The 20,685-nt window shown below is 63.2% G+C and carries 22 protein-coding genes; 14 read left to right on the top strand and 8 right to left on the bottom strand.

Translation table 11 applies throughout. The features are described from left to right. The gene (locus N436_RS00745; RefSeq protein ID WP_105945435.1) at positions 1 to 1,491 is read left to right on the top strand and encodes an aldehyde dehydrogenase; all 1,491 of its coding nucleotides are present in this window, start codon (positions 1 to 3) and stop codon (positions 1,489 to 1,491) included. 74 nt (positions 1,492 to 1,565) lie between these two features. Here N436_RS00745 and N436_RS00750 read toward each other — a convergent pair whose 3' ends face one another. Beyond that, complete coding sequence (locus N436_RS00750) at positions 1,566 to 2,036, bottom strand: RNA methyltransferase (RefSeq protein ID WP_016711941.1); 471 nt, start codon at positions 2,034 to 2,036, stop codon at positions 1,566 to 1,568. A gap of 71 nt (positions 2,037 to 2,107) precedes the next feature. Continuing rightward, on the bottom strand, positions 2,108 to 2,479 hold the full coding sequence (locus N436_RS00755) for a YajD family HNH nuclease (protein WP_003254676.1): 372 nt from the start codon (positions 2,477 to 2,479) through the stop codon (positions 2,108 to 2,110). A gap of 132 nt (positions 2,480 to 2,611) precedes the next feature. On the opposite strand from N436_RS00755, the gene N436_RS00760 reads away from it, so the two are divergent. After that, positions 2,612 to 2,890, top strand: a complete 279-nt coding sequence (locus N436_RS00760) for a hypothetical protein (RefSeq protein WP_105945434.1) — start codon at positions 2,612 to 2,614, stop codon at positions 2,888 to 2,890. Between the two features lie 146 nt (positions 2,891 to 3,036). Here N436_RS00760 and N436_RS00765 read toward each other — a convergent pair whose 3' ends face one another. Beyond that, on the bottom strand, positions 3,037 to 5,079 hold the full coding sequence (locus N436_RS00765) for a S9 family peptidase (RefSeq protein ID WP_105945433.1): 2,043 nt from the start codon (positions 5,077 to 5,079) through the stop codon (positions 3,037 to 3,039). Positions 5,080 to 5,171: 92 nt separating this feature from the next. Between N436_RS00765 and N436_RS00770 the strand changes: the two genes are divergently transcribed. Genes N436_RS00770 through N436_RS00780 form a run of 3 tightly spaced genes read left to right on the top strand, consistent with a single transcriptional unit; the run spans position 5,172 to position 6,991 of the window. Then, the gene (locus N436_RS00770) at positions 5,172 to 5,669 is read left to right on the top strand and encodes an MFS transporter (protein ID WP_105945432.1); all 498 of its coding nucleotides are present in this window, start codon (positions 5,172 to 5,174) and stop codon (positions 5,667 to 5,669) included. A gap of 17 nt (positions 5,670 to 5,686) precedes the next feature. Further along, positions 5,687 to 6,460, top strand: coding sequence for a class II glutamine amidotransferase (locus N436_RS00775; protein WP_060498670.1), 774 nt, complete (start codon positions 5,687 to 5,689; stop codon positions 6,458 to 6,460). A 9-nt stretch (positions 6,461 to 6,469) separates the two neighbouring features. Beyond that, complete coding sequence (locus N436_RS00780) at positions 6,470 to 6,991, top strand: DUF2937 family protein (protein WP_110740198.1); 522 nt, start codon at positions 6,470 to 6,472, stop codon at positions 6,989 to 6,991. Positions 6,992 to 7,063: 72 nt separating this feature from the next. On the opposite strand, the gene N436_RS00785 is transcribed toward N436_RS00780, so the two are convergent. Beyond that, positions 7,064 to 7,975 (bottom strand): LysR family transcriptional regulator, encoded by a 912-nt coding sequence (locus N436_RS00785; protein WP_105945430.1) that lies wholly within the window; start codon positions 7,973 to 7,975, stop codon positions 7,064 to 7,066. Positions 7,976 to 8,105: 130 nt separating this feature from the next. On the opposite strand from N436_RS00785, the gene N436_RS00790 reads away from it, so the two are divergent. The 4 genes from N436_RS00790 to N436_RS00805 are packed head-to-tail and all read left to right on the top strand — an operon-like array spanning position 8,106 to position 11,778. Beyond that, on the top strand, positions 8,106 to 9,392 hold the full coding sequence (locus N436_RS00790; RefSeq protein ID WP_105945429.1) for an MFS transporter: 1,287 nt from the start codon (positions 8,106 to 8,108) through the stop codon (positions 9,390 to 9,392). A 9-nt stretch (positions 9,393 to 9,401) separates the two neighbouring features. Next, positions 9,402 to 10,181, top strand: a complete 780-nt coding sequence (locus N436_RS00795) for a 5-oxoprolinase subunit PxpA (protein WP_105945428.1) — start codon at positions 9,402 to 9,404, stop codon at positions 10,179 to 10,181. Further along, positions 10,178 to 10,864 carry a 5-oxoprolinase subunit PxpB gene (gene pxpB / locus N436_RS00800; protein ID WP_105945427.1) on the top strand — a complete coding sequence of 229 codons (687 nt, stop codon included), beginning with the start codon at positions 10,178 to 10,180 and terminating at the stop codon, positions 10,862 to 10,864. The genes N436_RS00795 and pxpB overlap by 4 nt, the downstream gene beginning before the upstream one ends. Beyond that, on the top strand, positions 10,861 to 11,778 hold the full coding sequence (locus N436_RS00805; RefSeq protein ID WP_110740199.1) for a biotin-dependent carboxyltransferase family protein: 918 nt from the start codon (positions 10,861 to 10,863) through the stop codon (positions 11,776 to 11,778). The genes pxpB and N436_RS00805 overlap by 4 nt, the downstream gene beginning before the upstream one ends. A 30-nt stretch (positions 11,779 to 11,808) precedes the next feature. On the opposite strand, the gene N436_RS00810 is transcribed toward N436_RS00805, so the two are convergent. Together N436_RS00810 and N436_RS00815 are read right to left on the bottom strand one after the other, a co-directional pair. Then, positions 11,809 to 12,987: a VWA domain-containing protein gene (locus N436_RS00810; RefSeq protein WP_060498678.1), complete on the bottom strand. Its 1,179-nt coding sequence runs from the start codon at positions 12,985 to 12,987 to the stop codon at positions 11,809 to 11,811. Positions 12,988 to 13,000: 13 nt separating this feature from the next. Beyond that, positions 13,001 to 13,846, bottom strand: coding sequence for a MoxR family ATPase (locus N436_RS00815; protein WP_012273667.1), 846 nt, complete (start codon positions 13,844 to 13,846; stop codon positions 13,001 to 13,003). Positions 13,847 to 14,140: 294 nt separating this feature from the next. Here N436_RS00815 and cysK point away from each other — a divergent pair, with 294 nt between their 5' ends. From cysK to N436_RS00830, 4 genes are all read left to right on the top strand, one after another. Beyond that, a complete protein-coding gene (gene cysK, locus N436_RS00820) occupies positions 14,141 to 15,115 on the top strand; it encodes a cysteine synthase A (RefSeq protein ID WP_105945425.1) in 975 nt (324 codons plus the stop codon). Between the two features lie 173 nt (positions 15,116 to 15,288). Next, the gene (locus N436_RS00825; RefSeq protein WP_105945424.1) at positions 15,289 to 16,224 is read left to right on the top strand and encodes an aspartyl/asparaginyl beta-hydroxylase domain-containing protein; all 936 of its coding nucleotides are present in this window, start codon (positions 15,289 to 15,291) and stop codon (positions 16,222 to 16,224) included. A gap of 115 nt (positions 16,225 to 16,339) precedes the next feature. Continuing rightward, positions 16,340 to 16,501, top strand: coding sequence for a hypothetical protein (locus N436_RS28505; RefSeq protein ID WP_177410862.1), 162 nt, complete (start codon positions 16,340 to 16,342; stop codon positions 16,499 to 16,501). Between the two features lie 114 nt (positions 16,502 to 16,615). After that, on the top strand, positions 16,616 to 17,497 hold the full coding sequence (locus N436_RS00830) for a DMT family transporter (RefSeq protein ID WP_105945423.1): 882 nt from the start codon (positions 16,616 to 16,618) through the stop codon (positions 17,495 to 17,497). A 3-nt stretch (positions 17,498 to 17,500) separates the two neighbouring features. On the opposite strand, the gene N436_RS00835 is transcribed toward N436_RS00830, so the two are convergent. Together N436_RS00835 and N436_RS00840 are read right to left on the bottom strand one after the other, a co-directional pair. Further along, entirely contained in the window at positions 17,501 to 17,959 is a 459-nt protein-coding gene (locus tag N436_RS00835) for a DUF4265 domain-containing protein (RefSeq protein WP_105945422.1), read from the bottom strand. 13 nt (positions 17,960 to 17,972) lie between these two features. Continuing rightward, entirely contained in the window at positions 17,973 to 18,848 is an 876-nt protein-coding gene (locus tag N436_RS00840) for a DMT family transporter (protein WP_105945421.1), read from the bottom strand. 126 nt (positions 18,849 to 18,974) lie between these two features. On the opposite strand from N436_RS00840, the gene aceK reads away from it, so the two are divergent. Beyond that, the gene (gene aceK, locus N436_RS00845) at positions 18,975 to 20,684 is read left to right on the top strand and encodes a bifunctional isocitrate dehydrogenase kinase/phosphatase (protein WP_105945420.1); all 1,710 of its coding nucleotides are present in this window, start codon (positions 18,975 to 18,977) and stop codon (positions 20,682 to 20,684) included. Position 20,685 lies beyond the last annotated feature (1 nt).

Raw genomic sequence — 20,685 nt, forward strand, 5'->3', positions numbered from 1 at the left:
ATGGCTGAATTGCTGAGCAAGGAACAATACGCGGCCATCGCCGCCGAACTGCAACTGCGGACCAAGGCCTTCATCGACGGTGAGTTCCGCGATGCCATCTCGGGCAAGACCTTCGTCACCACCAACCCGGCCACCGGCCAGCAACTGGCCGAAGTGGCGGCCTGCGACGTCAACGACGTCAACGTGGCCGTTGCAGCTGCCAAGCGCGTGTTCGAAGAGGGCACCTGGTCGAAGATGCAGCCGAACGACCGCAAGCATGTGCTGCAGAAGTTCGCCCAGTTGCTGGAAGACAACGCCCATGAACTGGCCGTGCTGGAAGCGCTGGACAGCGGCAAGCCGGTCAGCGAGTGCCAGAACGTCGACGTGCCGGAAACCATCCACACCATCCGCTGGCACGCCGAGCTGATCGACAAGATCTACGACGCCACTGCGCCGACCGGCAACGCTGCCGTGACCATGGTGGTGCGTGAGGCCATCGGCGTGGTTGGCCTGGTGCTGCCGTGGAACTTCCCGCTGCTGATGCTGGCCTGGAAGATCGCCCCGTCGCTGGCTGCCGGTTGCTCGATCGTGGTCAAACCCGCCAAGGAAACCACCCTCAGCGCCCTGCGCGTGGCCGAGCTGGCCCATGAGGCTGGCATCCCGGCCGGTGTGTTCAACCTGGTGCCTGGTGGTGGCCGTGAAGTGGGCGAGGCCATCGGCCGCCACATGGACATCCCGATGGTGAGCTTCACCGGCTCCACCGACACCGGCCGCCTGTTCCTGAAGTACGCCGCCGAATCCAACCTCAAGCGCATCGTGCTGGAGCTGGGTGGCAAGAACCCGGCCGTGGTCATGAACGACTGCGAAGACCTGGACGAAGTGGCCCAGTTCGTTACCGCCGGTGCGTTCTGGAACATGGGCGAAAACTGCTCGGCTTCTTCGCGTCTGATCGTCCACAAGGACGTGAAGGACGAGTTGCTGGGCCTGATCGCCAAGCACCTGAAGGACTGGAAACTGGGCGACCCGCTGGACCCGGACAACCGCCTGGGCGCCATGGTCAGCAAGTCGCACTTCGAGAAGGTCAAGTCGTACCTGGAATACGCTGCCGAGCAGAAGCTCAGTATCGTCCAGGGTGGCGAGACCGAAGAAGGCGTGTTCGTGCAGCCGACCATCGTCGACAACGTGGGCCGCGACAACAAATTGTTCGTCGAAGAAATCTTTGGCCCGGTGCTGAGCGTGACCAGCTTCGAGACTATCGACGAGGCCATCGAACTGGCCAACGACACCGTTTACGGCCTGGCCGCTTCGGTCTACACCGGCAGCCTGCGCAATGCGCTGCGCCTGTCGCGGGAAATCCGTGCGGGTGTGGTGACGGTCAACTGCTTCGGCGAAGGTGATGTCACCACGCCGTTCGGCGGCTACAAGGAGTCTGGCTTTGGTGGGCGCGACAAGTCCATCTGGGCCCATGACCAATACACGGAGCTGAAGACCATCTGGATCAACGCTTCGTGATCTGAGCAAGACCGGTGCTGTTCTGACGGAGTTCGGCACCTGGCCGCCCTGCTTTTGCAGTGGCGGCCTTTTTATTACTTGAACTTCGGCCCTGAGCGGGTATTCAGCCCCTTGGCCATGCGGTCGTACAGCACCACATTCACCGTCGCCGCCAGGTTCATGCAACCTTCGGTCGGTATGTAGATGGTCTCTTCACACCAGCCCCGCACATCCTCGCTCAACGAGCCGTCCTCTGGCCCGAAGATGTAGATGGCACGGTCCGGGTGGGTGTATTCCGGCAATGGCCGCGCCCCTTCCACCAGCTCCACCGCCACCGGCGTGCAGCCCAGCGGGATGATGCGTTGCAGGTCGTCGATGCCGATCAGCGGAATGTCGTAATGCACGCGCTTGGTGTCGGTGACAAAGTCACGCGCGCGTTCGTAGCGTTTGCCGGTGTAGAACACCGAATTGACGCCGTAGCAGCCCGCAGCGCGCATCACCGAGCCGACGTTTTCTGGCGACTTGGGGTTGAACAGGCCGATGCAGCTGTATCGTTTGTTTGCCACGTACCGGGGCCCTTCACGAAAAAAGCGCGATTATACGGGCTGCCCGGCAGCAGCGGGGGGCGAATCGATGGTCAGTCTTTCTTCAGCATGCCCGCCAGCCCGGCGAACGGGTTGTGGGTGGCCTTGGCGATGCTCGGGGTGCTGGTGGAGCCTTCGCTGAAGTACTGCTGGTCGGTGTAGCGCGAGTGCTCGTTGTCGTGGCAGTACAGGCACAGCAGCTCCCAGTTGGAGCCGTCCTGCGGGTTGTTGTCGTGGTTGTGGTCGCGGTGGTGCACGGTCAGCTCGCTCAGGCGCTTGCCAGCGAACTCGCGGGCGCAGCGGCCGCACACGTGCGGGTACATTCTCAGGGCCTTGTCGCGGTAGCCCATTTCCTTGTCGCGCTTGGCATCGGCCAGGATGCGGTCGAGGCGCGCGGTGGCGGCGGCGGAAGAGGTGGAGCTCATGGTGTTTCCTTTGTTCTGATCAGGCAAATGACGGTTATGTCATTGAGTCTAGCGCGCTTGCGGGGCGGGCGGACAGGCGAAAGCTTTGATTTAGGCGTAGCCTGTAGGAAGGTTCCCGACAGGAGGTTGCAGATGTTTCACGCGATCCTCACCGCGCTGTTGTTGGCTGGCTTGCCGCTGGCCGAAGCGGCAAGCACGCCACCCCGGTTGACGACGCCTGTGCCTGGTGCGCCGGGCACGCCGACGCCCACGCCATATCCGCAGGTTACCCCGAGTACGCCGCCCAAGGCTTATGACAGCCAGCCGGGGGCGCCCTTGCTACCGCCCATGCCGGTGCCCGGGCCGCCGAAGGACCAGCCATTACCCGGGCTGCGGCCAGAGCCGCAGAAGCCGGTAGTCGAGGACGATTGACTGAGCGATGTGCGTGGCTGTGGAACTTTTGGGGCTGCGTTGCAGCCCATCGCGACGCAAGGCCGCTCCCACAAGGTCCTGCGAACGCCGATCAATGTGGGAGCGGCCTTGTGTCGCGAAAGGGGCGCAAAGCGCCCCCGGCTATCTCAAACAATACCCAGCTCGCCAAACACGAACGCATATTCCAGCGCCACATCCTTGAGCCCCTGGTACCGGCCGCTCATGCCCCCATGCCCAGCCCCCATCTCGGTCTTGAGCAGCAGCAGGTTGCTGTCGGTCTTGCGGGTACGCAACCGCGCCACCCACTTGGCCGCTTCCCAGTACTGCACGCGGCTGTCGTTGTAACCCGCCACCACCAGCATCGCCGGGTAGGCCTGGGCTTTCACGTTCTCATACGGCGCATACGCCTTGATCCGCTCATACACCTCGGGCTCTTCAGGGTTGCCCCATTCGTCGTACTCGGTCACGGTCAGCGGCAGTTCGGGGTCGAGCATGGTGTTGAGCACGTCGACGAACGGCACTTCGGCAATTGCACAGCGGAACAGCTCGGGGCGCAGGTTGAGCACCGCGCCCATCAGCAGGCCACCGGCACTGCCGCCACTGATGGCCAGCCGGTCAGAGGCGGTCACGCCCTCGGCAATCAGGTGCTCCGCACAGGCGATGAAGTCGCTGAAGGTGTTGTGTTTGTGCTCCTGCTTGCCGGCGCGGTACCAGGCCTCACCCAGTTCACCGCCGCCACGCACATGGGCGATGGCAAACGCCACGCCGCGCTCCAGCAGGCTCAGACGTGCATGGGAGAACCACGGGTCGAGGCTTTCGCCATAGGCACCGTAACCGTACAGGTAGAGCGGCACGGTCTTGCCCAGGTCCTGGCGGCGACGCACCAGGCTGATCGGCACCCGGGTGCCGTCTGCCGCGCTGGCCCACAGGCGCTCACTCACATAGTCATCGGCATCGAACGCACCCAGTACAGGGGTTTGTTTGAGCACGGCCTGTGCGCCTGTGGCCAGCTCCAGCTGGCGCACCTGGGCCGGGCGGTTGAGTGCCTCGTAGCGCAGGCGTACGCGGGTGCTGGCGAACTCCAGGCTGTCCTGCACGTACAGGCTGTAGGCCGCGTCTGGCAGTTCGACGCGATAGGCCGGCAGAGCCTGCGGGCGGACTTCGATGATCGGCAGGCCGCCTTCGCGCAGGCTCAGGGTGAGGGCGCCGGCATTCAGGCTGAGGCCTTCGAGCATGATCGTGTCGCGGTGCGCCACCAGCACCTGCCATTGCTCACGGCCTGGTACGGGCGTGGCCGGTGCGTGGTACAGGGCAAAGTTGATGCCGTCCTGGTTGGTGCGGATAAACCAGCGCCATTCGCCATCGAGCTGACCGTGGTCGGGGAAGTACTCGTGGCCTTCGACACGCGGGGCCAGGCAGGTAAACGGCGCCTGTGGGGTTTCGGCGTCCAGTACCCAGGCTTCGCTGGTGGTTTTGCTGTTCAGCAGCAGCACCAGCTGGCGCTCGGAGCTGGTGCGGTAGCAGTGCAGGAAAAAGCGCCCGTCGGGCTCTTCGAACACGGTCTGAGCACCGTCGCTGCCCAGGGTGTGGCGGCGCAGGCGCCATGGCCGGTGGGTGTCATCCAGTTCGGCGAAGAACAGCGTCTGGCTGTCGTTGGCCCAGGTCAGGCTGCCGTCGCAGTCGTCGAAGGGCAGGGCAGTGACGTTGCCGTTGGCCAGGTCTTTGATGTACAGGGTGTAGATTTCGTCGCCGCTGGTGTCGAGGCTGTAGGCCAGCAGGCGGTGGTCGGGGCTGACGTTGAAGGCGCCCAGCGACAGGAAACCACCCTTTGCCAGGGCGTTGGGGTCGAGCAGCAGTTGCTCCTGGCTTTCATCGACGGTATTGGCGTCGTCGGCCGGACGAGGGCAGCGGTAATGGCGTGGGTATTCGTCACCAGCGGTGGTGCGGGTGTAGTAGAGGTAAGGGCCCCACGGAGACGGCAGCGACAGGTCGGTTTCCTGGATGCGGCCCTTGATCTCTTCGAACAGTTGCTCGCGCAAGGGGGCCTGGTCAGCCAGGCAGGCTTCCTGGTAGGCGTTTTCGGCTTGCAGGTAGGCAAGCACCTCGGGGGTGTCGCGCTGTTGCAGCCAGGCGTACGGGTCGGTGGTGTTGTCGGCGTGGGCGATGGGCGGCTGGGGCTTGTTGGGCATTGGCGATCTCTTGGCTAGGGACAGGCAAACACTGTCTGCGCCCGGAAAAGTGTTTATCATAGGCGTCTCTTTGCCTGGCTTGCACGAACACCATGACCGAGAACGACTACACCTTCGCCTGGGGCCTGTACGCTGTGGCCGCTTTGGGCTGCCTGCTGGTGGGCTTCAAGCTCACCGGCTGGATGTGGCGCTGGCTGCGCGAACCGCTGCGGGTGGTGCTGGCGGTGCTGCTGCTGACCCCGACCGTGGTCGATCCGGTCAAGGACAGCTTCGCCCCGGCCATCGCCATCACGGCCCTGGATGTCGCGTTCAAGGTCGGCAACAACGCCTGGCGTGCGGTGTCCGACTTCGCCATGTACGGCATGATTGCCTTTGGCCTGTATTTCCTCTTCGTGCTGCTGCGCTGGCCGCTGGAAAAGCGCGCCCGTGAGCGCCGTGCGCAAGCCGAGGCGGCTGCCCAGCGCCAGGCGGCCGAAGATGACCAGCTCTCCGCCCAGGCGCCCTTGGCTGCCGAACGCGGCGACCGTTACCGCGACGACCCACGCCCTGCCGCACCGCGCGGCAATGGCCGGGTCGAGCCCCGTCTGTAAGCGCAGGAGACACGCCTATGTGCGAACTGCTGGGCATGAGTGCCAACGTCCCCACCGATATCGTTTTCAGCTTCACCGGCCTGATGCAGCGCGGCGGGCGTACTGGCCCGCACCGTGACGGCTGGGGCATCGGCTTTTACGAAGGCCGTGGTCTGCGCCTGTTCCAGGACCCGGCAGCCAGCAGCGAATCGGAAGTGGCCAACCTGGTGCAGCGATACCCGATCAAGAGCGAAGTGGTGATCGGCCATATCCGCCAGGCCAACGTTGGCCGGGTGTGCTTGTCCAACACCCACCCGTTCGTGCGGGAAATGTGGGGCCGCAACTGGTGCTTCGCGCACAACGGCCAGCTGGGTGATTTCAAAGGCCTGGCCAGTTTTTATCGACCAGTGGGCGATACCGACAGCGAAGCGGCCTTCTGCGACCTGCTCAACCGCATCCGCAGTGCGTTCCCCGAGCCGGTGCCGGTGGAACAGCTGCTGCCGGTGCTGGTCGAAGCCTGTGCCGGCTACCGTGGCCAGGGCGTGTTCAACTGCATGCTCAGTGACGGCGACTGGCTGTTCTGCTTCTGCTCGACCAAGCTGGTACACATTACCCGGCGTGCGCCTTTCGGTGCCGCGCGGTTGAAGGATGTCGACCTGATCGTCGATTTCCATACCGAAACCACCCCCAACGACGTGGTCACGGTGATCGCCACCGAGGCCCTGACCGAAAATGAGACCTGGCAGCGCTACGAGCCGGGTCAGTGGGCCGTGTGGCGGCACGGCGAGTGCGTGGCGCACGGCCAGAGCTAAGGACGCTGCATGTTCAGAAGTTACCTGCGGTTGCTGCTGTTCACTTTCGGCCTGCTGGCCGGTATTCAGGTTCCGGGGCTGGTCAAGGACTACAGCCAGCGGGTCGAGGCGCACCTGTTCGAATCACGCGAGGCGCTGGATGGCTTCCGGCAAACGGCCGAGCGCTTTTTCAAGGGCGACTTGCAGGCGCTGCTGCAGCATTACCGCAGCAGTGACGACCCGGTGTTCAACAGTGATGCCAACAGCATCGAAAGCCTGATGATCCGCAACGAACTGCTGGAAAACGAATGGCAAGCGTTGCAAGGGCCGTGGGCGCAGCGTACCTGGCATGTGCTGGTGCAGGCTGACCCGCAGTTGCGGGAAGAAACGCTGAATGGCTACAGCTACCAGATTCTGCTGGTGCCCGAGGCGGTCGGCTGGGGTGTAGGGGCCGGGTTTGTGCTGGCCTTTGTGGTTGAAAGCCTGTTGCTGGGGATTGGCTGGGTGATCCTGGGCGGGCGGCGCAGGGCCGTGAAAGAGAGCTGGCGTTGATTTCTGTTTTGCCTGTGCCGGCCTCTTCGCGGGCTCGCCCGCGAAGAGGCCAGTACAGGCAAAGGTAATCTTTTAGACCAACACAATCCGCTGCCCCCCCACATCCCGCGCATACCCCTCCAGCACCTGCCGGCAAACCCCGACCACTTCATCCACCAGCGCCACCCCGGTCTGCCAGGCCACCACCAGCTCCAGGCTGGGCGGGGGTTGTAGCCCTTCCAGCAACACCAACTCACCCCGGCCCAACTCGGCATCCACCAACGCTGGCGGCAACGCGCCAATACCAAACCCATCGCGTAACAGCCGGGTAATCGCCGCCACCGAGTTCACGCAGTTCAGCCGCGGTGCCTCAGCCCCCGCAGCTTGCAGCAAGCTCAGCACCTCCTGGTGTGGCCGCGAATTTTTCGAAAAGGTGATGATGCGCTCGCGCCCAAGCTCGGCCAGCGAGGCATAGTCCCGGTGCTGGTGCGAGCCTGCGGCTACCACCCAGCCCATCGGGTAACGCGCCAGGTCCAGGCTGCGGATCGACTGCTCGCGCAGCAGGTCGGTCTGCAGGATCACGTCCAGAAAACCCTTCTGCAGCTGCTCGCGCAGGTTCAGCGCGGTGTCGGCCACCAGTTCGATTTCCACCTGTGGGTAGCGCTCGGTCAGCTCCGCCACCAGTGCGCTCATCCAGGTGTGGATCACCGTGTCCATCACCCCGATACGAATGCGCCCAACCTTGGCCCGGTCGCTGTCCAGCGACTGTTTCATGGCCTTGGCGGTTTCCAGCATGCGTTCGGCATATTCCAGCACCTTGCCGCCTTCCGGCGTCAGGCTGACCCCGCGTGAGTCGCGCAGCAACAGCTTTACGCCAAGGTCTGCCTCCAGCGCGGCAATGCGGCTGGACACCGAGGCTTGAGTGGTGAACAGCTTTTCTGCGGTCAGGCGGAAGCTTTTGAGCCGGGCGACCCAGACGAAGGTTTCGAGGAAGCGAAGGTTCATGATCAGTTTTTCTTGTTCCAGACCGGCGGTTTTTCTCGTTGGACGCAGGCGGCGTGGCCTCTGAACAATGGTGCCCAGGCCGCGACGCTTTATGTCGCCCATAAAACAATACCAACAAGCCGAGGCATCCATGAACCCCACCGGCGTGCAGCAGCAGGTCAGTTCCCCACCTTCGTCCGGGCCTTTCGCCTGGTACCGCGATATCGACAAACAGCAACGGCGCACGTTCTGGAGCTGCAAGATCGGCTACGGCCTGGACGGCATGGATACGCAGATGCTCAGCTTCGTCATCCCTACGCTGATCATGCTGTGGGGTATCACCACCACCGAAGCCGGGTTGATCCACACCAGCACGCTGATCGCCTCGGCGGTAGGCGGCTGGGTCGCCGGCATCCTCTCCGACCGCATCGGCCGCGTACGCACCCTGCAATTGACGGTGCTGTGGTTCGCCTTCTTCACCTTCCTGTGCGGCTTCGCCCAGAACTACGAACAGTTGCTGATCGCCCGGACGCTGATGGGCTTTGGCTTCGGCGGTGAATGGACTGCTGGCGCGGTATTGATCGGCGAGGTCATCCGCGCCCAGGACCGTGGCAAGGCGGTGGGCATGGTGCAATCCGGCTGGGCCATCGGCTGGGGCCTTACGGCGATTCTCTACGCGCTGCTGTTCTCCTGGCTGCCGCCAGAGCAGGCCTGGCGTGCGCTGTTCCTGCTGGGGCTGGTGCCGGCTGTCTTCGTGATCTTCGTCCGCCGCCTGGTCAAGGACCCTGAGGTATACCGCGAGGCCAAGGCGGTGGAAAACGCCGAGGCACCTTCGCACTTCTACGAGATCTTCGCCCCGGGCATGCTCTGGACCACTGTACGTGCGTCCCTGCTGACCACCGGTGCACTGGGCGGCTACTACGCCATCACCTCGTGGCTGCCAACCTTCCTCAAGAACGAGCGCGGCCTGAGCGTGCTGGGCACGGGTGGCTACCTGGCCATGGTGATCGTCGGCTCCTACGTGGGCTATGTGGTCAGCGCTTACCTGTCCGACCTGCTGGGGCGCAAGAAGAACTTCATCCTGTTCGCCGTGGGCTCGTTCGTCATCGTGCTGCTGTACACGCAGATGCCAGTCAGCGATGGCGTGATGCTGTGGCTGGGCTTCCCGCTGGGCTTCTTCGCGTCGGGCATCTTCAGCGGCATGGGGGCGTTTCTTACCGAACTGTTCCCTACGCGCATTCGCGGTTCGGGGCAGGGCTTTTGCTACAACATCGGCAAGGTCATTGCGGCACTGTTCCCGTTGCTGATCGGCATGCTTGGCCAAAATGTGCCGCTGGGCCTGGGTATCGGTGTGTTTTCTGCGGTGTCCTACGGGATTGTGATCGTGGCGGCCTTGAGCCTGCCGGAAACCCGCGGCAAACAGCTCAAGGCGCGGTAAGGTAGGGCTATGGACAACAACAAGGGAGACCGCGTGGTGGAACGCCTGCTACTCAATTGCGACATGGGCGAGAGCTTCGGCAGCTGGCGCATGGGCCTGGACGCCGAGGTGATGCCCTACATCGATTGCGCCAACATCGCCTGTGGCTACCACGCGGGTGACCCCGGCATCATGCGCCGCACCGTGGCCCTGGCGCTGGAGCATGGTGTGACCATCGGCGCGCACCCCGCTTACCCGGACCTGGTCGGCTTCGGCCGCCGCTCCATGGCGTGCAGCCCGGAAGAAATCCGCGACCTGCTGCACTACCAGATCGGTGCGCTGGAGGGTATCTGCAAAGTGCTGGGGGGCCGCGTGGCCTATGTGAAGCCTCATGGCGCGTTGTACAACGACATGATGGCCGACCCGCTCAAGCTGCGCACCGTGCTGGAGGCCGTGGCAGCCTACGACAGCAACCTGCCGCTGATGCTCATGGCCACTGCCGACAACCGTGCGGCCCAGGCTCTGGGCGATGAAGTCGGCGTGCCGCTGTGGTTCGAAGCATTCGCCGACCGCGCCTACACCGCCAGCGGCCACCTGGTGTCGCGGCGCCTGCCCGGTGCGGTGCATCACGACCCGGCACTGGTCGTTGAACAGGCCCTGCGCCTGGCTCGGGGCGACACCCTGGTGGCAGACGATGGCAGTGCCTTGCGCCTGCAGGCCAGCACCCTCTGCGTGCATGGCGACAACGACAGTTCGGTGGCAGCGGTGCGGCAGATACGCCAGGCCCTGGATGCCCTGGAGGCACGATGAAGCCGCGCATCGAAGTGGTGGCCATCGACAGCCTGATGGTGCGCCTGTTCGACCGTATCGACGAGGCGAACATGCCGTGGATGCTCGCCGCCAGCCAGCGCCTGAGCGCCGCGTTCGGTAAGCACTTGCTGGATCTGGTGCCGTCCTATACCACGCTGATGGTGCAGTTCGACTTGCCGCCGGGTGAGGCGAGGGCGCTGATCTCCCAGGCGCTGGACGGTTTGCAGCCAGACACCGGCAGCGGCGGTCGGCGTCATGAGATTCCAGTCTGGTATGACACCAGCGTCGGCCCTGAGCTGCCTGTGCTGGCGGCCCGCAGCGGCTTGAGTGAAGACGATGTCATCCGCTTGCACAGCGAGCGCGACTATCCGGTATTTGCATTGGGCTTCGCCCCTGGCTTCGGCTTTATGGGCCTGGTGGACGAGCGCCTGGCCAGCCCGCGCCTGAGCACCCCGCGCAAGCGGGTGGCGGCGGGTAGCGTGGGCATTGCCGAGCGGCAGACGGCAGCGTATCCGGCGGTATCGCCGGGCGGCTGGAACCTGATTGGCCGTACCCCGGTGCGCCTGTTCGACCGGGATCGCGAGGGCTACAGCCTGCTGCAACCCGGTGACCGAGTGCGCTTCGTGCCGGTTTCGCGCAGCGAATTCCTGGCCTTGGGTGGTGATGTGGAGGCGCAGGCATGAAGCAGTTGAAGATCGAGGCCAGTACGCCGTTGTGCCAGTTGCAGGACGCCGGGCGCTTTGGCGTGCGCCACTTGGGCGTAACCCAGGGCGGCGCGCTGGACTGGGTGGCGATGCACTGGGCCAACTGGCTGCTGGGCAACCCACTAGGTGCGCCGGTGGTCGAGGTAGCGCTGGGCGGGTTCTGCGTGGTGGCCGAACAGGCGTGTGTGCTGGCGTTGGCCGGTGCCGACCTGGATGCGCGGGTTGATGATCAGCCGGTTGCGCCTTGGCGCAGCTTTGCCCTGGGCAAGGGGCAGCGTTTGACCCTGAAGCAACCGAAGCAAGGCGTGCGAGCTTACCTGGCCGCGCCGGGCGGGTTCCAGGCTGAATACGTACTCGGCAGTTGCGCTACGGTCGTGCGGGAAGAGCTGGGAGGTATCGACGGTCAAGGCGCTGCACTCGCCAAAGGCCAGGCACTGGTATTTAGCGGTAGCGATGCAACCCTGCGCGAGGTGCCACATGCGTTGCGCCCGGAGTACGTGCAAAAACCTGTGCTCGACCTGGTCATGGGCGCGCAGATCGGTGATTTCAGTGGTACCAGCCTTTTCGAGGCGTTCAACAGTGACTGGACGCTGGACAGCCGCGCAGACCGCATGGGCATTCGCCTGCTGGGGCCGCAACTGGTCTATCAGGGCGCGCCGATGATTTCCGAAGGTATACCGCTGGGGGCGGTGCAGGTGCCGCCGGATGGGCAGCCGATCGTGTTGCTCAATGACCGGCAGACCATTGGTGGTTATCCGAGGCTGGGGGCGTTGACGCCGCTGGCGTTGGCGCAACTGGCGCAGTGCATGCCGGGGGCAGTGGTGCGGTTCAGGGCGGTGGTGCAGGATGAGGCCTGGCGGGAGCATCAGGCTTTTGGAGTGCGTTGGCTTTGAGATTTTTGGGGCCGCAAAGCGGCCCCATACTCACTTGGACAGGTACCGCATCCCTTCCTCCAACCCCTGCAAGGTCAGCGGATACATCTTGTCTTCGATCAAATCCCGCACCAGATGGGTCGAAGCCGTGTAGTCCCAGGCCTGCTTCGGATACGGGTTGATCCAGATGATCTTCCTGAATTTTTCCATGAAGCGCTGCATCCACACATACCCGGCCTCTTCGTTCCAGTGCTCCACGCTACCCCCCGGCTGGGTGATTTCGTAGGGCGCCATGGCCGCGTCACCCACGAACACCACCTTGTAGTCGTCGCCATACTTGTGCAGCAGGTCGAAGGTGGAATACCGCTCCGAAGTGCGGCGCAGGTTGTTCTTCCACACCGACTCGTACACGAAATTGTGGAAGTAGTAGTACTCCAGGTGCTTGAACTCGGTCTTGCACGCCGAAAACAGCTCTTCGCAGACCTTGATGTGCGCGTCCATCGAGCCGCCGATGTCGAACAGCAACAGCAGCTTCACCGTGTTGCGCCGCTCAGGGCGCATCTGGATGTTCAGCAACCCGGCATCACGCGCGGTGTGGTCGATGGTGCCGTCGATGTCCAGCTCTTCGGCAGCACCCTCACGGGCGAACTTGCGCAGCCGGCGCAGGGCCAGCTTGATGTTGCGCGTGCCCAGTTCCACCTGGTCGTCCAGGTTCTTGTACTCGCGCTGGTCCCACACTTTTACTGCCTTGCCCTGGCGCTTGCCGGCTTCGCCCACGCGGATACCCTCGGGGTTGAAGCCGCCTGAGCCGAACGGGCTGGTACCGCCAGTGCCGATCCACTTGTTGCCACCGGCGTGGCGCTCCTTCTGCTCTTCAAGGCGTTTCTTGAATGCTTCGATCAGCTTGTCCAGGCCGCCAAGGGACTGGATCTGTGCACGTTCTTCGTCCGTGAGCGAGCGCTCGAATTCCTTGCGCAGCCAGTCTTCGGGGATCAGTGCCTCGATGTGCCGGTCGAGGTTTTCCAGGCCCTTGAAGTAGGCGGCAAACGCCCGGTCGAACTTGTCGAAATGGCGTTCGTCCTTCACCAGAATGGCGCGGGCGAGGTAGTAGAATTCGTCCATGTCGGCGAACACCACGCGCTTTTGCAGTGCCTGGTGCAGGTCCAGCAACTCGCGTACCGACACCGGCACCTTGGCCGCGCGCATTTCATTGAACAGGTTGAGCAGCATGGCCCGGCTCCTGTCAGCGGTTGCCGCGCCGGCTCATGAAGGCCAGGCGCTCCAGCAGTTGCACGTCCTGCTCGTTCTTCACCAGCGCACCGGCCAAGGGCGGGATGGCCTTGGTCGGGTCGCGCTCGCGCAGCACCGCTTCACCGATGTTGTCGGCCATCAGCAGCTTCAGCCAGTCGACCAGCTCGGAGGTGGACGGCTTTTTCTTCAGGCCCGGTACCTTGCGCACGTCGAAGAACACATCCAGCGCCTCGCTGACCAGCGACTGGCTGATGTTCGGATAGTGCACGTCGACGATCTGCTGCAGGGTAGTGCGGTCGGGGAAGGCGATGTAGTGGAAGAAGCAGCGGCGCAGGAAGGCGTCCGGCAGCTCCTTTTCATTGTTGGATGTAATGATGATGATCGGACGCTGTTTGGCCTTGATGGTCTCGTCGATTTCGTAGACGTAGAACTCCATCTTGTCCAGCTCTTGCAGCAGGTCGTTGGGGAACTCGATGTCGGCCTTGTCGATTTCGTCGATCAGCAGGATGACCCGTTCTTCGGCCTCGAAGGCTTCCCACAGCTTGCCCTTTTTCAGGTAGTTGCGCACATCGTGCACCTTGTCCACGCCCAGCTGCGAGTCACGCAGGCGGCTCACCGCGTCGTACTCGTACAACCCCTGATGGGCCTTGGTGGTGGACTTGATGTGCCAGGTGATCAGGCGCGCGCCGAACGAGGCAGCCAGCTGCTCGGCGAGCATGGTCTTGCCGGTGCCGGGCTCGCCCTTGACCAGCAGCGGGCGTTCGAGGGTGATGGCCGCGTTCACCGCCAGTTTCAGGTCGTCTGTGGCGACGTAGTCACGGGTGCCTTCGAACTTCATGGGTTTGTCCTCTGCCGTATGCCTGTCAGGGCCTCTTCGCGGGCACGCCCGCTCCCACAGGTACTGCACAAACTTCTGGATTTGTGGGTACCTGTGGGAGCGGGCGTGCCCGCGAAGGCCCCAACATCTGTTTTCGATTTGTCACCGACTATAACGCGGGGTTCGGCAACTGAAAACGCAGACCGGGTATTCAGTCTCTGAATGCCCCGTCACATCTGCAGGCTTTACGGGCCTCGGGGGCAGGCTTACCCTTGAGGTCTTTCCCTGCTCTTTTTCATGCCAAGGACCCCTGCCATGAGCCGTATCTTTGCAGACAACGCCCACTCCATCGGTAACACGCCGCTGGTGCAGATCAACCGCATCGCCCCGCGCGGCGTGACCATCCTGGCCAAGATCGAAGGGCGCAACCCGGGCTACTCGGTCAAGTGCCGCATTGGTGCGAACATGGTCTGGGACGCCGAGAGCAGCGGCAAGCTCAAGCCGGGCATGACCATCGTCGAGCCCACCTCGGGCAACACCGGTATCGGCCTGGCCTTCGTCGCCGCTGCCCGTGGTTACAAACTGATGCTGACCATGCCCGCTTCCATGAGCCTGGAGCGCCGCAAGGTACTGAAGGCACTGGGCGCCGAACTGGTACTGACCGACCCGGCCAAGGGCATGAAGGGCGCCATCGAGAAGGCCAACGAAATCGTCGCGTCCGACCCGGCCCAGTACTTCCTGCCGGGCCAGTTCGAAAACCCGGCCAACCCGGCCATCCATGAAAAAACCACCGGCCCGGAAATCTGGAACGACACCGACGGCGCAGTCGACGTACTGGTGGCGGGTGTGGGCACCGGCGGCACCATCACAGGTGTATCGCGCTACATCAAGCACACCCAGGGCAAGGCCATTCTGTCGGTGGCCGTCGAGCCCGCTTCGTCGCCGCTGATCACCCAGACCCTGGCAGGCGAAGAACTCAAGCCCAGCCCGCACAAGATCCAGGGCATCGGCGCCGGTTTCGTGCCAAAAAACCTCGACCTGTCCATCGTCGACCAGGTGGAAACGGTAACCGATGAAGAGTCCAAGGCCATGGCCATCCGCCTGATGCAGGAAGAAGGCATCCTCTGCGGCATTTCCTGTGGCGCAGCCATGGCTGCCGCCGTGCGCCTGGCCGAAAAGCCGGAAATGCAAGGTAAGACCATCGTCGTAGTCCTGCCGGATTCGGGCGAGCGTTACCTGTCGAGCATGTTGTTCAGCGACATGTTCAGCGAGCAGGAAAACCAGCAGTAATCGGCCTTGCCGCTGACCCGGCGCAACAATCGGCGGCCTGGTTTATTGCAAAATCTTCATGAATGCGATCCCGCCCGGGTTGTTTTTACCTCGGCGGGATCGGTTTATGATGGCAGGATGATTTTCAGGAGAGCAGGACGCGCAGCCCTGGCTCTTCCCCAAGGAGTGAAAGCATGACCTTTTCCTTTGCAGCCAAGGCGGGTGTCTTGCTGGTGTTTTTCGGCAGCGTGCTGTTCGTGCACCTGCGCGGCAAGGCCCGCCTGCCGGTGTTGCGCCAGTTCGTCAACCATTCGGCGCTGTTCGCCCCGTACAACGCTTTGATGTACCTGTTCTCCGGCGTGCCGTCCAAGCCCTACCTGGACCGTCAGCGCTTCCCTGAACTGGACGTGTTGAAAGACAACTGGCAGGAAATCCGCGAAGAGGCCATGCGCCTGTTCGACGAGGGCTACATCCGCGCCGCCGAGAAGGACAATGACGCCGGTTTCGGCTCGTTCTTCAAGAAAGGCTGGAAGCGTTTTTACCTGAAGTGGTACGACAAACCTCTGCCTTCGGCCGAAACGCTGTGCCCGCGCACCGTCGAGCTGGTCAGCAGCATCCCCAACGTCAAGGGTGCGATGTTTGCCCTGCTGCCTGGCGGCAGCCACCTGAACCCGCACCGTGACCCGTTCGCAGGGTCCTTGCGCTACCACCTGGGCCTGTCCACGCCCAACTCCGATGCCTGCCGTATTTACGTCGACGGCCAGGCGTACGCTTGGCGTGATGGCGAGGACGTGATGTTCGACGAAACCTACGTGCATTGGGTCAAGAACGAGACCGACGTTACCCGCGTCATTCTGTTCTGCGACATCGAACGCCCGCTGAGCAGCCCGCTGATGACCCGCATCAACCGCCAGGTCAGTGCCTTCCTCGGTCGCGCCACCGCGCCGCAGAATACCGATGACGAGCGCGTGGGCGGAATCAACCAGGCGTATGCCTGGAGCAAGCGCTTCAGCAACAAGATCAGTGGCCATGTGAAGCAGTTCAAGCGCGCCAACCCCAAGGCCTACCGCGTGCTGCGGCCGGTGCTGGCGGTGGTGGTGGCCTATTTGCTTTATCGTTGGTTGTTCTGACCGGCTGGGCCGGCCTCTTTGCGGTTTCAGCCGCGAATTGGCCGGCTCAGGTTGTTGCCCAATCCGGCATTCACCGCTATATTCCGAAACACATATCTTCCCTGAAGACCTGAACATGCCAGCCAGCCCTTCCATCACAAGCTTTGCCATCGCGCCAGTCGCGGGCATGTTCGTGCGTGGCAGCCAGCAGCCGGCCATGATCAGTCACTACCCACCACCTGTCAGTGGCGTTGTAGGCGGCGTAGCTCCGCCTCCTTGCGTGGTCGTGCTGGGCTGATCGGCTTCTGGCCGAACCCTTTCGCACACGCAACCTACTGAACACGGTCGGCTACTTCCCCTGCTGAAGTCTACGCCCACCGTTCGGCTTATTTGCCCGAATACAGGTGCATACATGTCTGTCTTTTCCAAAACTTCCGTGGCCTCGGCGGCCACTACCAGCCTGTTCGTCCTGCTGTGGAGCAGCGGGGCGATCGTCTCCAAGCTGGGCCTGGCGCATGCCAGCCCGTTTGCCTTCCTGCTGTTGCGCTCGGCGCTGGCCCTGGCCGGCCTGCTGCTGATCGGCCCGCTGCTGGGGCTGCGCTGGCCGCGCAGCCGTGGGGCTATCCTGCGGGCACTGGGTACCGGGTGTGTGCTGCTGGGCGCGTACCAGATCTTCTACTTGCTGGCGCTCAACACCCATGTCACCCCCGGCGTGATGGCCACGGTGATGGGGGTTCAACCTATCCTGACCGTGGTGCTGATGGAGCGTCAGCGTTCCTGGAGCCGTCTGTTCGGCCTTGGGTTGGGGTTGGGTGGCTTGATCATGGTGGTTTACCAGGGCATCAACCTGGGCGGCGTTTCGCTGGCGGGGATGCTGTTCGCCTTGCTGGCGCTGGTCAGCATGACCTTGGGCTCGATCCTGCAGAAGCGCATCACCGACAACCCCATGGGCACGCTGCCGCTGCAGTACCTGGCCGGCTTTGCCATGTGCGCGCTGTTTGCGCCGTTGCAGCCGCTGCATGTGCAGTGGACGGGCGGCTTTGTCGGCGCGCTGCTGTGGATGGGCCTGGTCGTCTCGCTGCTGGCAACCTTGCTGCTGTACCGGCTGATCGCCAAAGGCAACCTGGTCAATGTCACCAGCCTGTTCTACCTGGTGCCGGCAGTCACTGCGGTGATGGACTTCCTGATCTTCGGTAACCGCCTGGCACCACTTAGCCTGCTGGGCATGGGGCTGATCGTGGTGGGCCTGCTGTTCGTGTTTCGCAAACCCGTTGCGCGGTTGGCCGAGGCGTAAGCCTTAGCGGAACTCTTCGGGGATGGTGTGGCGCAGCACGCCTTCCTCGAAGTCCAGCAGGCCGGCTTCACGCTGGGTGAGCAGGTAGTAGAGCAGGGTATCGAGCGACCGCTGCGATGGCACCTCGACAGCCAGCATCTTCACGGCCTGCTCGGTTTCGCAGTTGCAGCCGAAGTCCTGCAAGGCTGCGCGTACCTGGTCCAGGGTTTCCGGCGGTTTGACCACCACCCGAAACACCGAGCTGCCGCTGCGCTGGCGCAGTTCGGCGAACCAGGTCTCGCCGGCTTCTTCATGGGTGCCGATGACGTCGCCCGGTGCGATGCCGTAAACGTGGAAGGGAATATTGTCGACGGCATAGCCACCTTCCACGGCTTTTGCCCACAGGCCCTCGACCGAGGCCGGTGGGTAGCCGGTTTCGTCCTGTTCCAGGCGGAACAGGACCTTTTTGTACGCGCTGTTCATCGTGTACCCCGCTTCAGTTGCGCGCCGGGCGCAGCACCAGCCACAGTGCCACGCCAATCAGCAAGCCACCGTACAGGTGTGCCATCGACAGCGGCTCGTCCAGCAACCACGCCCCCCACAATACGCCGAATGCCGGGATCAGGAAGGTTACGGTGCTGGCTTTTACCGGGCCGATTTCTTCCAGCAGGCGGAAGTACAGGATGTAGGCGAATGCGGTGCACAGCAGGCCCAGGCCCAGCAGCGACAGCCAAACCTGCCAACCGCCCCAGCTGGCGGGCGGTTGGGTGAGTGCGCTCCAGCCGAACAGCGGGCTCAACATGAGGGTGGCACCGAGCATGCTGCCCAGTGCTGACAGGCGGCTGTCCAGGCCACTGACCCAGCGGCGGGCGAGGAACCCGGCAAAGCCGTAGCAGGTGGTGGCCGCCAGGCAGGCGAGGGCGCCTTGCACCAAGGCCATGTCCAGTGCCACCGGGCCGGCGCCGCTGAGGATGCCGACCCCGAACAGGCCCAGGAAAATGCCGCAAAGCTTGGGCGGGGTCATGGGTTCGCGGAAGAACAGCACGCCGATCAGTACGCCCATCAGTGGCGTGGTAGCGTTGAAAATGGCCGAATAGCCGGCCGGCAACACCTGGGCCGCTACGGAATAGAAGGTGGCGGGGATGCCAGAGTTGATCATGCCCAGCACCAGGCAGGCGCCGAGCTTGCCCTGGAAGTCCCAGCGTACGCGGGCGGCGGCGACGATGGCGACCAGGCCCAGGCAAGCGATGGACACGCGGAAGAACGCGGTCGGCACCGTGCCCAGCTCCGGGGCGATGATGCGCATGAACAGGAAACTCGCCCCCCAGACGGCGGCAAGGGTTAGCAGGCGGGCTAGGGCGATGGGGCTCACAACGGTCTCCGGAGGCAGGGCAGGGGCGCGAGTTTACGCGAGGGGGCGGGGAGATTCTTGTGCTTTCTTGCGGTGTAATCCTGTGCGGCTAAGCTGTCTATCTCACCCCGCACCGAGGTGTCCCGCATGACCCAGCACTGGCCTGCCGGCGAGATCGCCCGGATGATCCTCGATGGCTTTGACGACTATCGCGAGCATTTTCGCCGCATCACCCTCGGTGCCCGTGAGCGTTTCGAACAGGCGCGCTGGCAAGCGTGCCAGCGCGCCGCCGCCGCACGGATCAACCTGTATGAACAGAAGGTCGGCGAGGTCAACGGCTGGTTGCGGGATGCGTTCGATGACGAGGTGCTGCTGGAGGTCGGTCAGTGGCCCTTGGTGAAAAGTGCCTACATAGGCCTGATCGACCCGCGCCTGGACGATGAACTGTCGGAAACCTGGTACAACTCGCTGTTCTGCAGCCTGTTCAGCCATGACCAGATCAGCGACGGCTGCATGTTCATCCACACCACCCGACCGTCGATCCGCAGCCACCAGCGTGCTGCGCAAACCCGTACCTATCGCCCCGATGGCAGCCTCAAGGGCCTGTTGCGGGCGATCTTCGCCGACTACGCATTCGTCTATGGCGACCTTGAAAGCGACCTGTCACGCCTTGAGGAACAGCTGCGCGAGTGCCTGCCGGACTGGGTCTGCAAGGACCCGACGCTGGCGGTGGAGCTGTTTTCACCGGTGTTGTACCGCAACAAGGGGGCCTACCTGGTCGGCCGGCTTTACAACAGCGACGAGCAGTGGCCACTGGTGATTCCGCTGTTGCACCGTGAGGGGCATGGCGTAGAGGCCGATGCGCTGATTACCGACGAGGCCGAGGTGTCGATCATCTTTTCCTTCACCCGCTCGTACTTCATGGTCGATGTGCCGGTGCCGGCCGAGTTCGTCAACTTCCTCAAGCGCATCTTGCCCGGCAAGCACATTGCCGAGCTGTACACTTCAATCGGTTTCTACAAACACGGCAAGTCGGAGTTCTACCGGGCGCTGATCAACCACCTGGCGAGCAGCGACGACCGCTTCGTCATGGCACCCGGCGTGCGTGGCATGGTCATGAGCGTGTTTACCCTGCCGGGCTTCAATACGGTGTTCAAGATCATCAAGGACCGTTTTTCGCCCTCGAAAACCGTTGACCGCGCTACGGTGATCGACAAGTACAGACTGGTGAAAAGTGTCGACCGTGTCGGGCGTTTGGCCGATACCCAGGAATTTGCAGACTTTCGCTTCCCGCGTGACAAATTCGAGCCAGAGTGCCTGGCCGAGCTGCTGGAGGTGGCGCCATCGACCGTGGCGCTGGAGGGTGACACGGTGCTGATCCGCCACTGCTGGACCGAGCGGCGCATGACGCCGCTGAACCTGTACCTGGAGCATGCCAGCGAAGGCCAGGTGCATGAGGCGCTGGAAGACTATGGCCTGGCCATCAAGCAGTTGGCGGCGGCGAACATCTTCCCGGGTGACATGTTGTTGAAGAACTTTGGGGTGACGCGTCATGGCCGGGTGGTGTTCTACGACTATGACGAAATCAGCTTTTTGACCGAAGTGAATTTCCGCCATATCCCGCCGCCGCGTTACCCGGAAGACGAAATGTCGGGCGAACCGTGGTACTCGATCGGCCCGCATGATGTGTTTCCCGAAGAGTTTCCGCCGTTTCTGTTTGCCGATATCGGCCAGCGGCGGTTGTTCAGCCGCTTGCATGGGGAGTTGTATGACGCGGATTACTGGAAGGGGCTGCAGGCGGCGATTCGAGAGGGGAAGGTGATTGATGTGTTTCCGTACCGGCGCAAGGGACGGTGAT

It is taken from the genome of Pseudomonas sp. RV120224-01b (assembly GCF_003208145.1).
In the GTDB taxonomy this organism is placed as follows: domain Bacteria; phylum Pseudomonadota; class Gammaproteobacteria; order Pseudomonadales; family Pseudomonadaceae; genus Aquipseudomonas; species Aquipseudomonas monteilii.

Coding starts and splice junctions, on each gene's coding strand:
- cysK (WP_105945425.1), top strand. CDS start 14,141: ATGAGCCGTATCTTTGCAGACAACGCCCACTCCATCGGTAACACGCCG.
- N436_RS00815 (WP_012273667.1), bottom strand. CDS start 13,846: ATGAAGTTCGAAGGCACCCGTGACTACGTCGCCACAGACGACCTGAAA.
- N436_RS00775 (WP_060498670.1), top strand. CDS start 5,687: ATGTGCGAACTGCTGGGCATGAGTGCCAACGTCCCCACCGATATCGTT.
- N436_RS00795 (WP_105945428.1), top strand. CDS start 9,402: ATGGACAACAACAAGGGAGACCGCGTGGTGGAACGCCTGCTACTCAAT.
- N436_RS00780 (WP_110740198.1), top strand. CDS start 6,470: ATGTTCAGAAGTTACCTGCGGTTGCTGCTGTTCACTTTCGGCCTGCTG.
- N436_RS00760 (WP_105945434.1), top strand. CDS start 2,612: ATGTTTCACGCGATCCTCACCGCGCTGTTGTTGGCTGGCTTGCCGCTG.
- N436_RS00745 (WP_105945435.1), top strand. CDS start 1: ATGGCTGAATTGCTGAGCAAGGAACAATACGCGGCCATCGCCGCCGAA.
- pxpB (WP_105945427.1), top strand. CDS start 10,178: ATGAAGCCGCGCATCGAAGTGGTGGCCATCGACAGCCTGATGGTGCGC.
- N436_RS00785 (WP_105945430.1), bottom strand. CDS start 7,975: ATGAACCTTCGCTTCCTCGAAACCTTCGTCTGGGTCGCCCGGCTCAAA.
- N436_RS00805 (WP_110740199.1), top strand. CDS start 10,861: ATGAAGCAGTTGAAGATCGAGGCCAGTACGCCGTTGTGCCAGTTGCAG.
- aceK (WP_105945420.1), top strand. CDS start 18,975: ATGACCCAGCACTGGCCTGCCGGCGAGATCGCCCGGATGATCCTCGAT.
- N436_RS00830 (WP_105945423.1), top strand. CDS start 16,616: ATGTCTGTCTTTTCCAAAACTTCCGTGGCCTCGGCGGCCACTACCAGC.
- N436_RS00825 (WP_105945424.1), top strand. CDS start 15,289: ATGACCTTTTCCTTTGCAGCCAAGGCGGGTGTCTTGCTGGTGTTTTTC.
- N436_RS00810 (WP_060498678.1), bottom strand. CDS start 12,987: ATGCTGCTCAACCTGTTCAATGAAATGCGCGCGGCCAAGGTGCCGGTG.
- N436_RS00770 (WP_105945432.1), top strand. CDS start 5,172: ATGACCGAGAACGACTACACCTTCGCCTGGGGCCTGTACGCTGTGGCC.
- N436_RS28505 (WP_177410862.1), top strand. CDS start 16,340: ATGCCAGCCAGCCCTTCCATCACAAGCTTTGCCATCGCGCCAGTCGCG.
- N436_RS00790 (WP_105945429.1), top strand. CDS start 8,106: ATGAACCCCACCGGCGTGCAGCAGCAGGTCAGTTCCCCACCTTCGTCC.
- N436_RS00765 (WP_105945433.1), bottom strand. CDS start 5,079: ATGCCCAACAAGCCCCAGCCGCCCATCGCCCACGCCGACAACACCACC.
- N436_RS00755 (WP_003254676.1), bottom strand. CDS start 2,479: ATGAGCTCCACCTCTTCCGCCGCCGCCACCGCGCGCCTCGACCGCATC.
- N436_RS00835 (WP_105945422.1), bottom strand. CDS start 17,959: ATGAACAGCGCGTACAAAAAGGTCCTGTTCCGCCTGGAACAGGACGAA.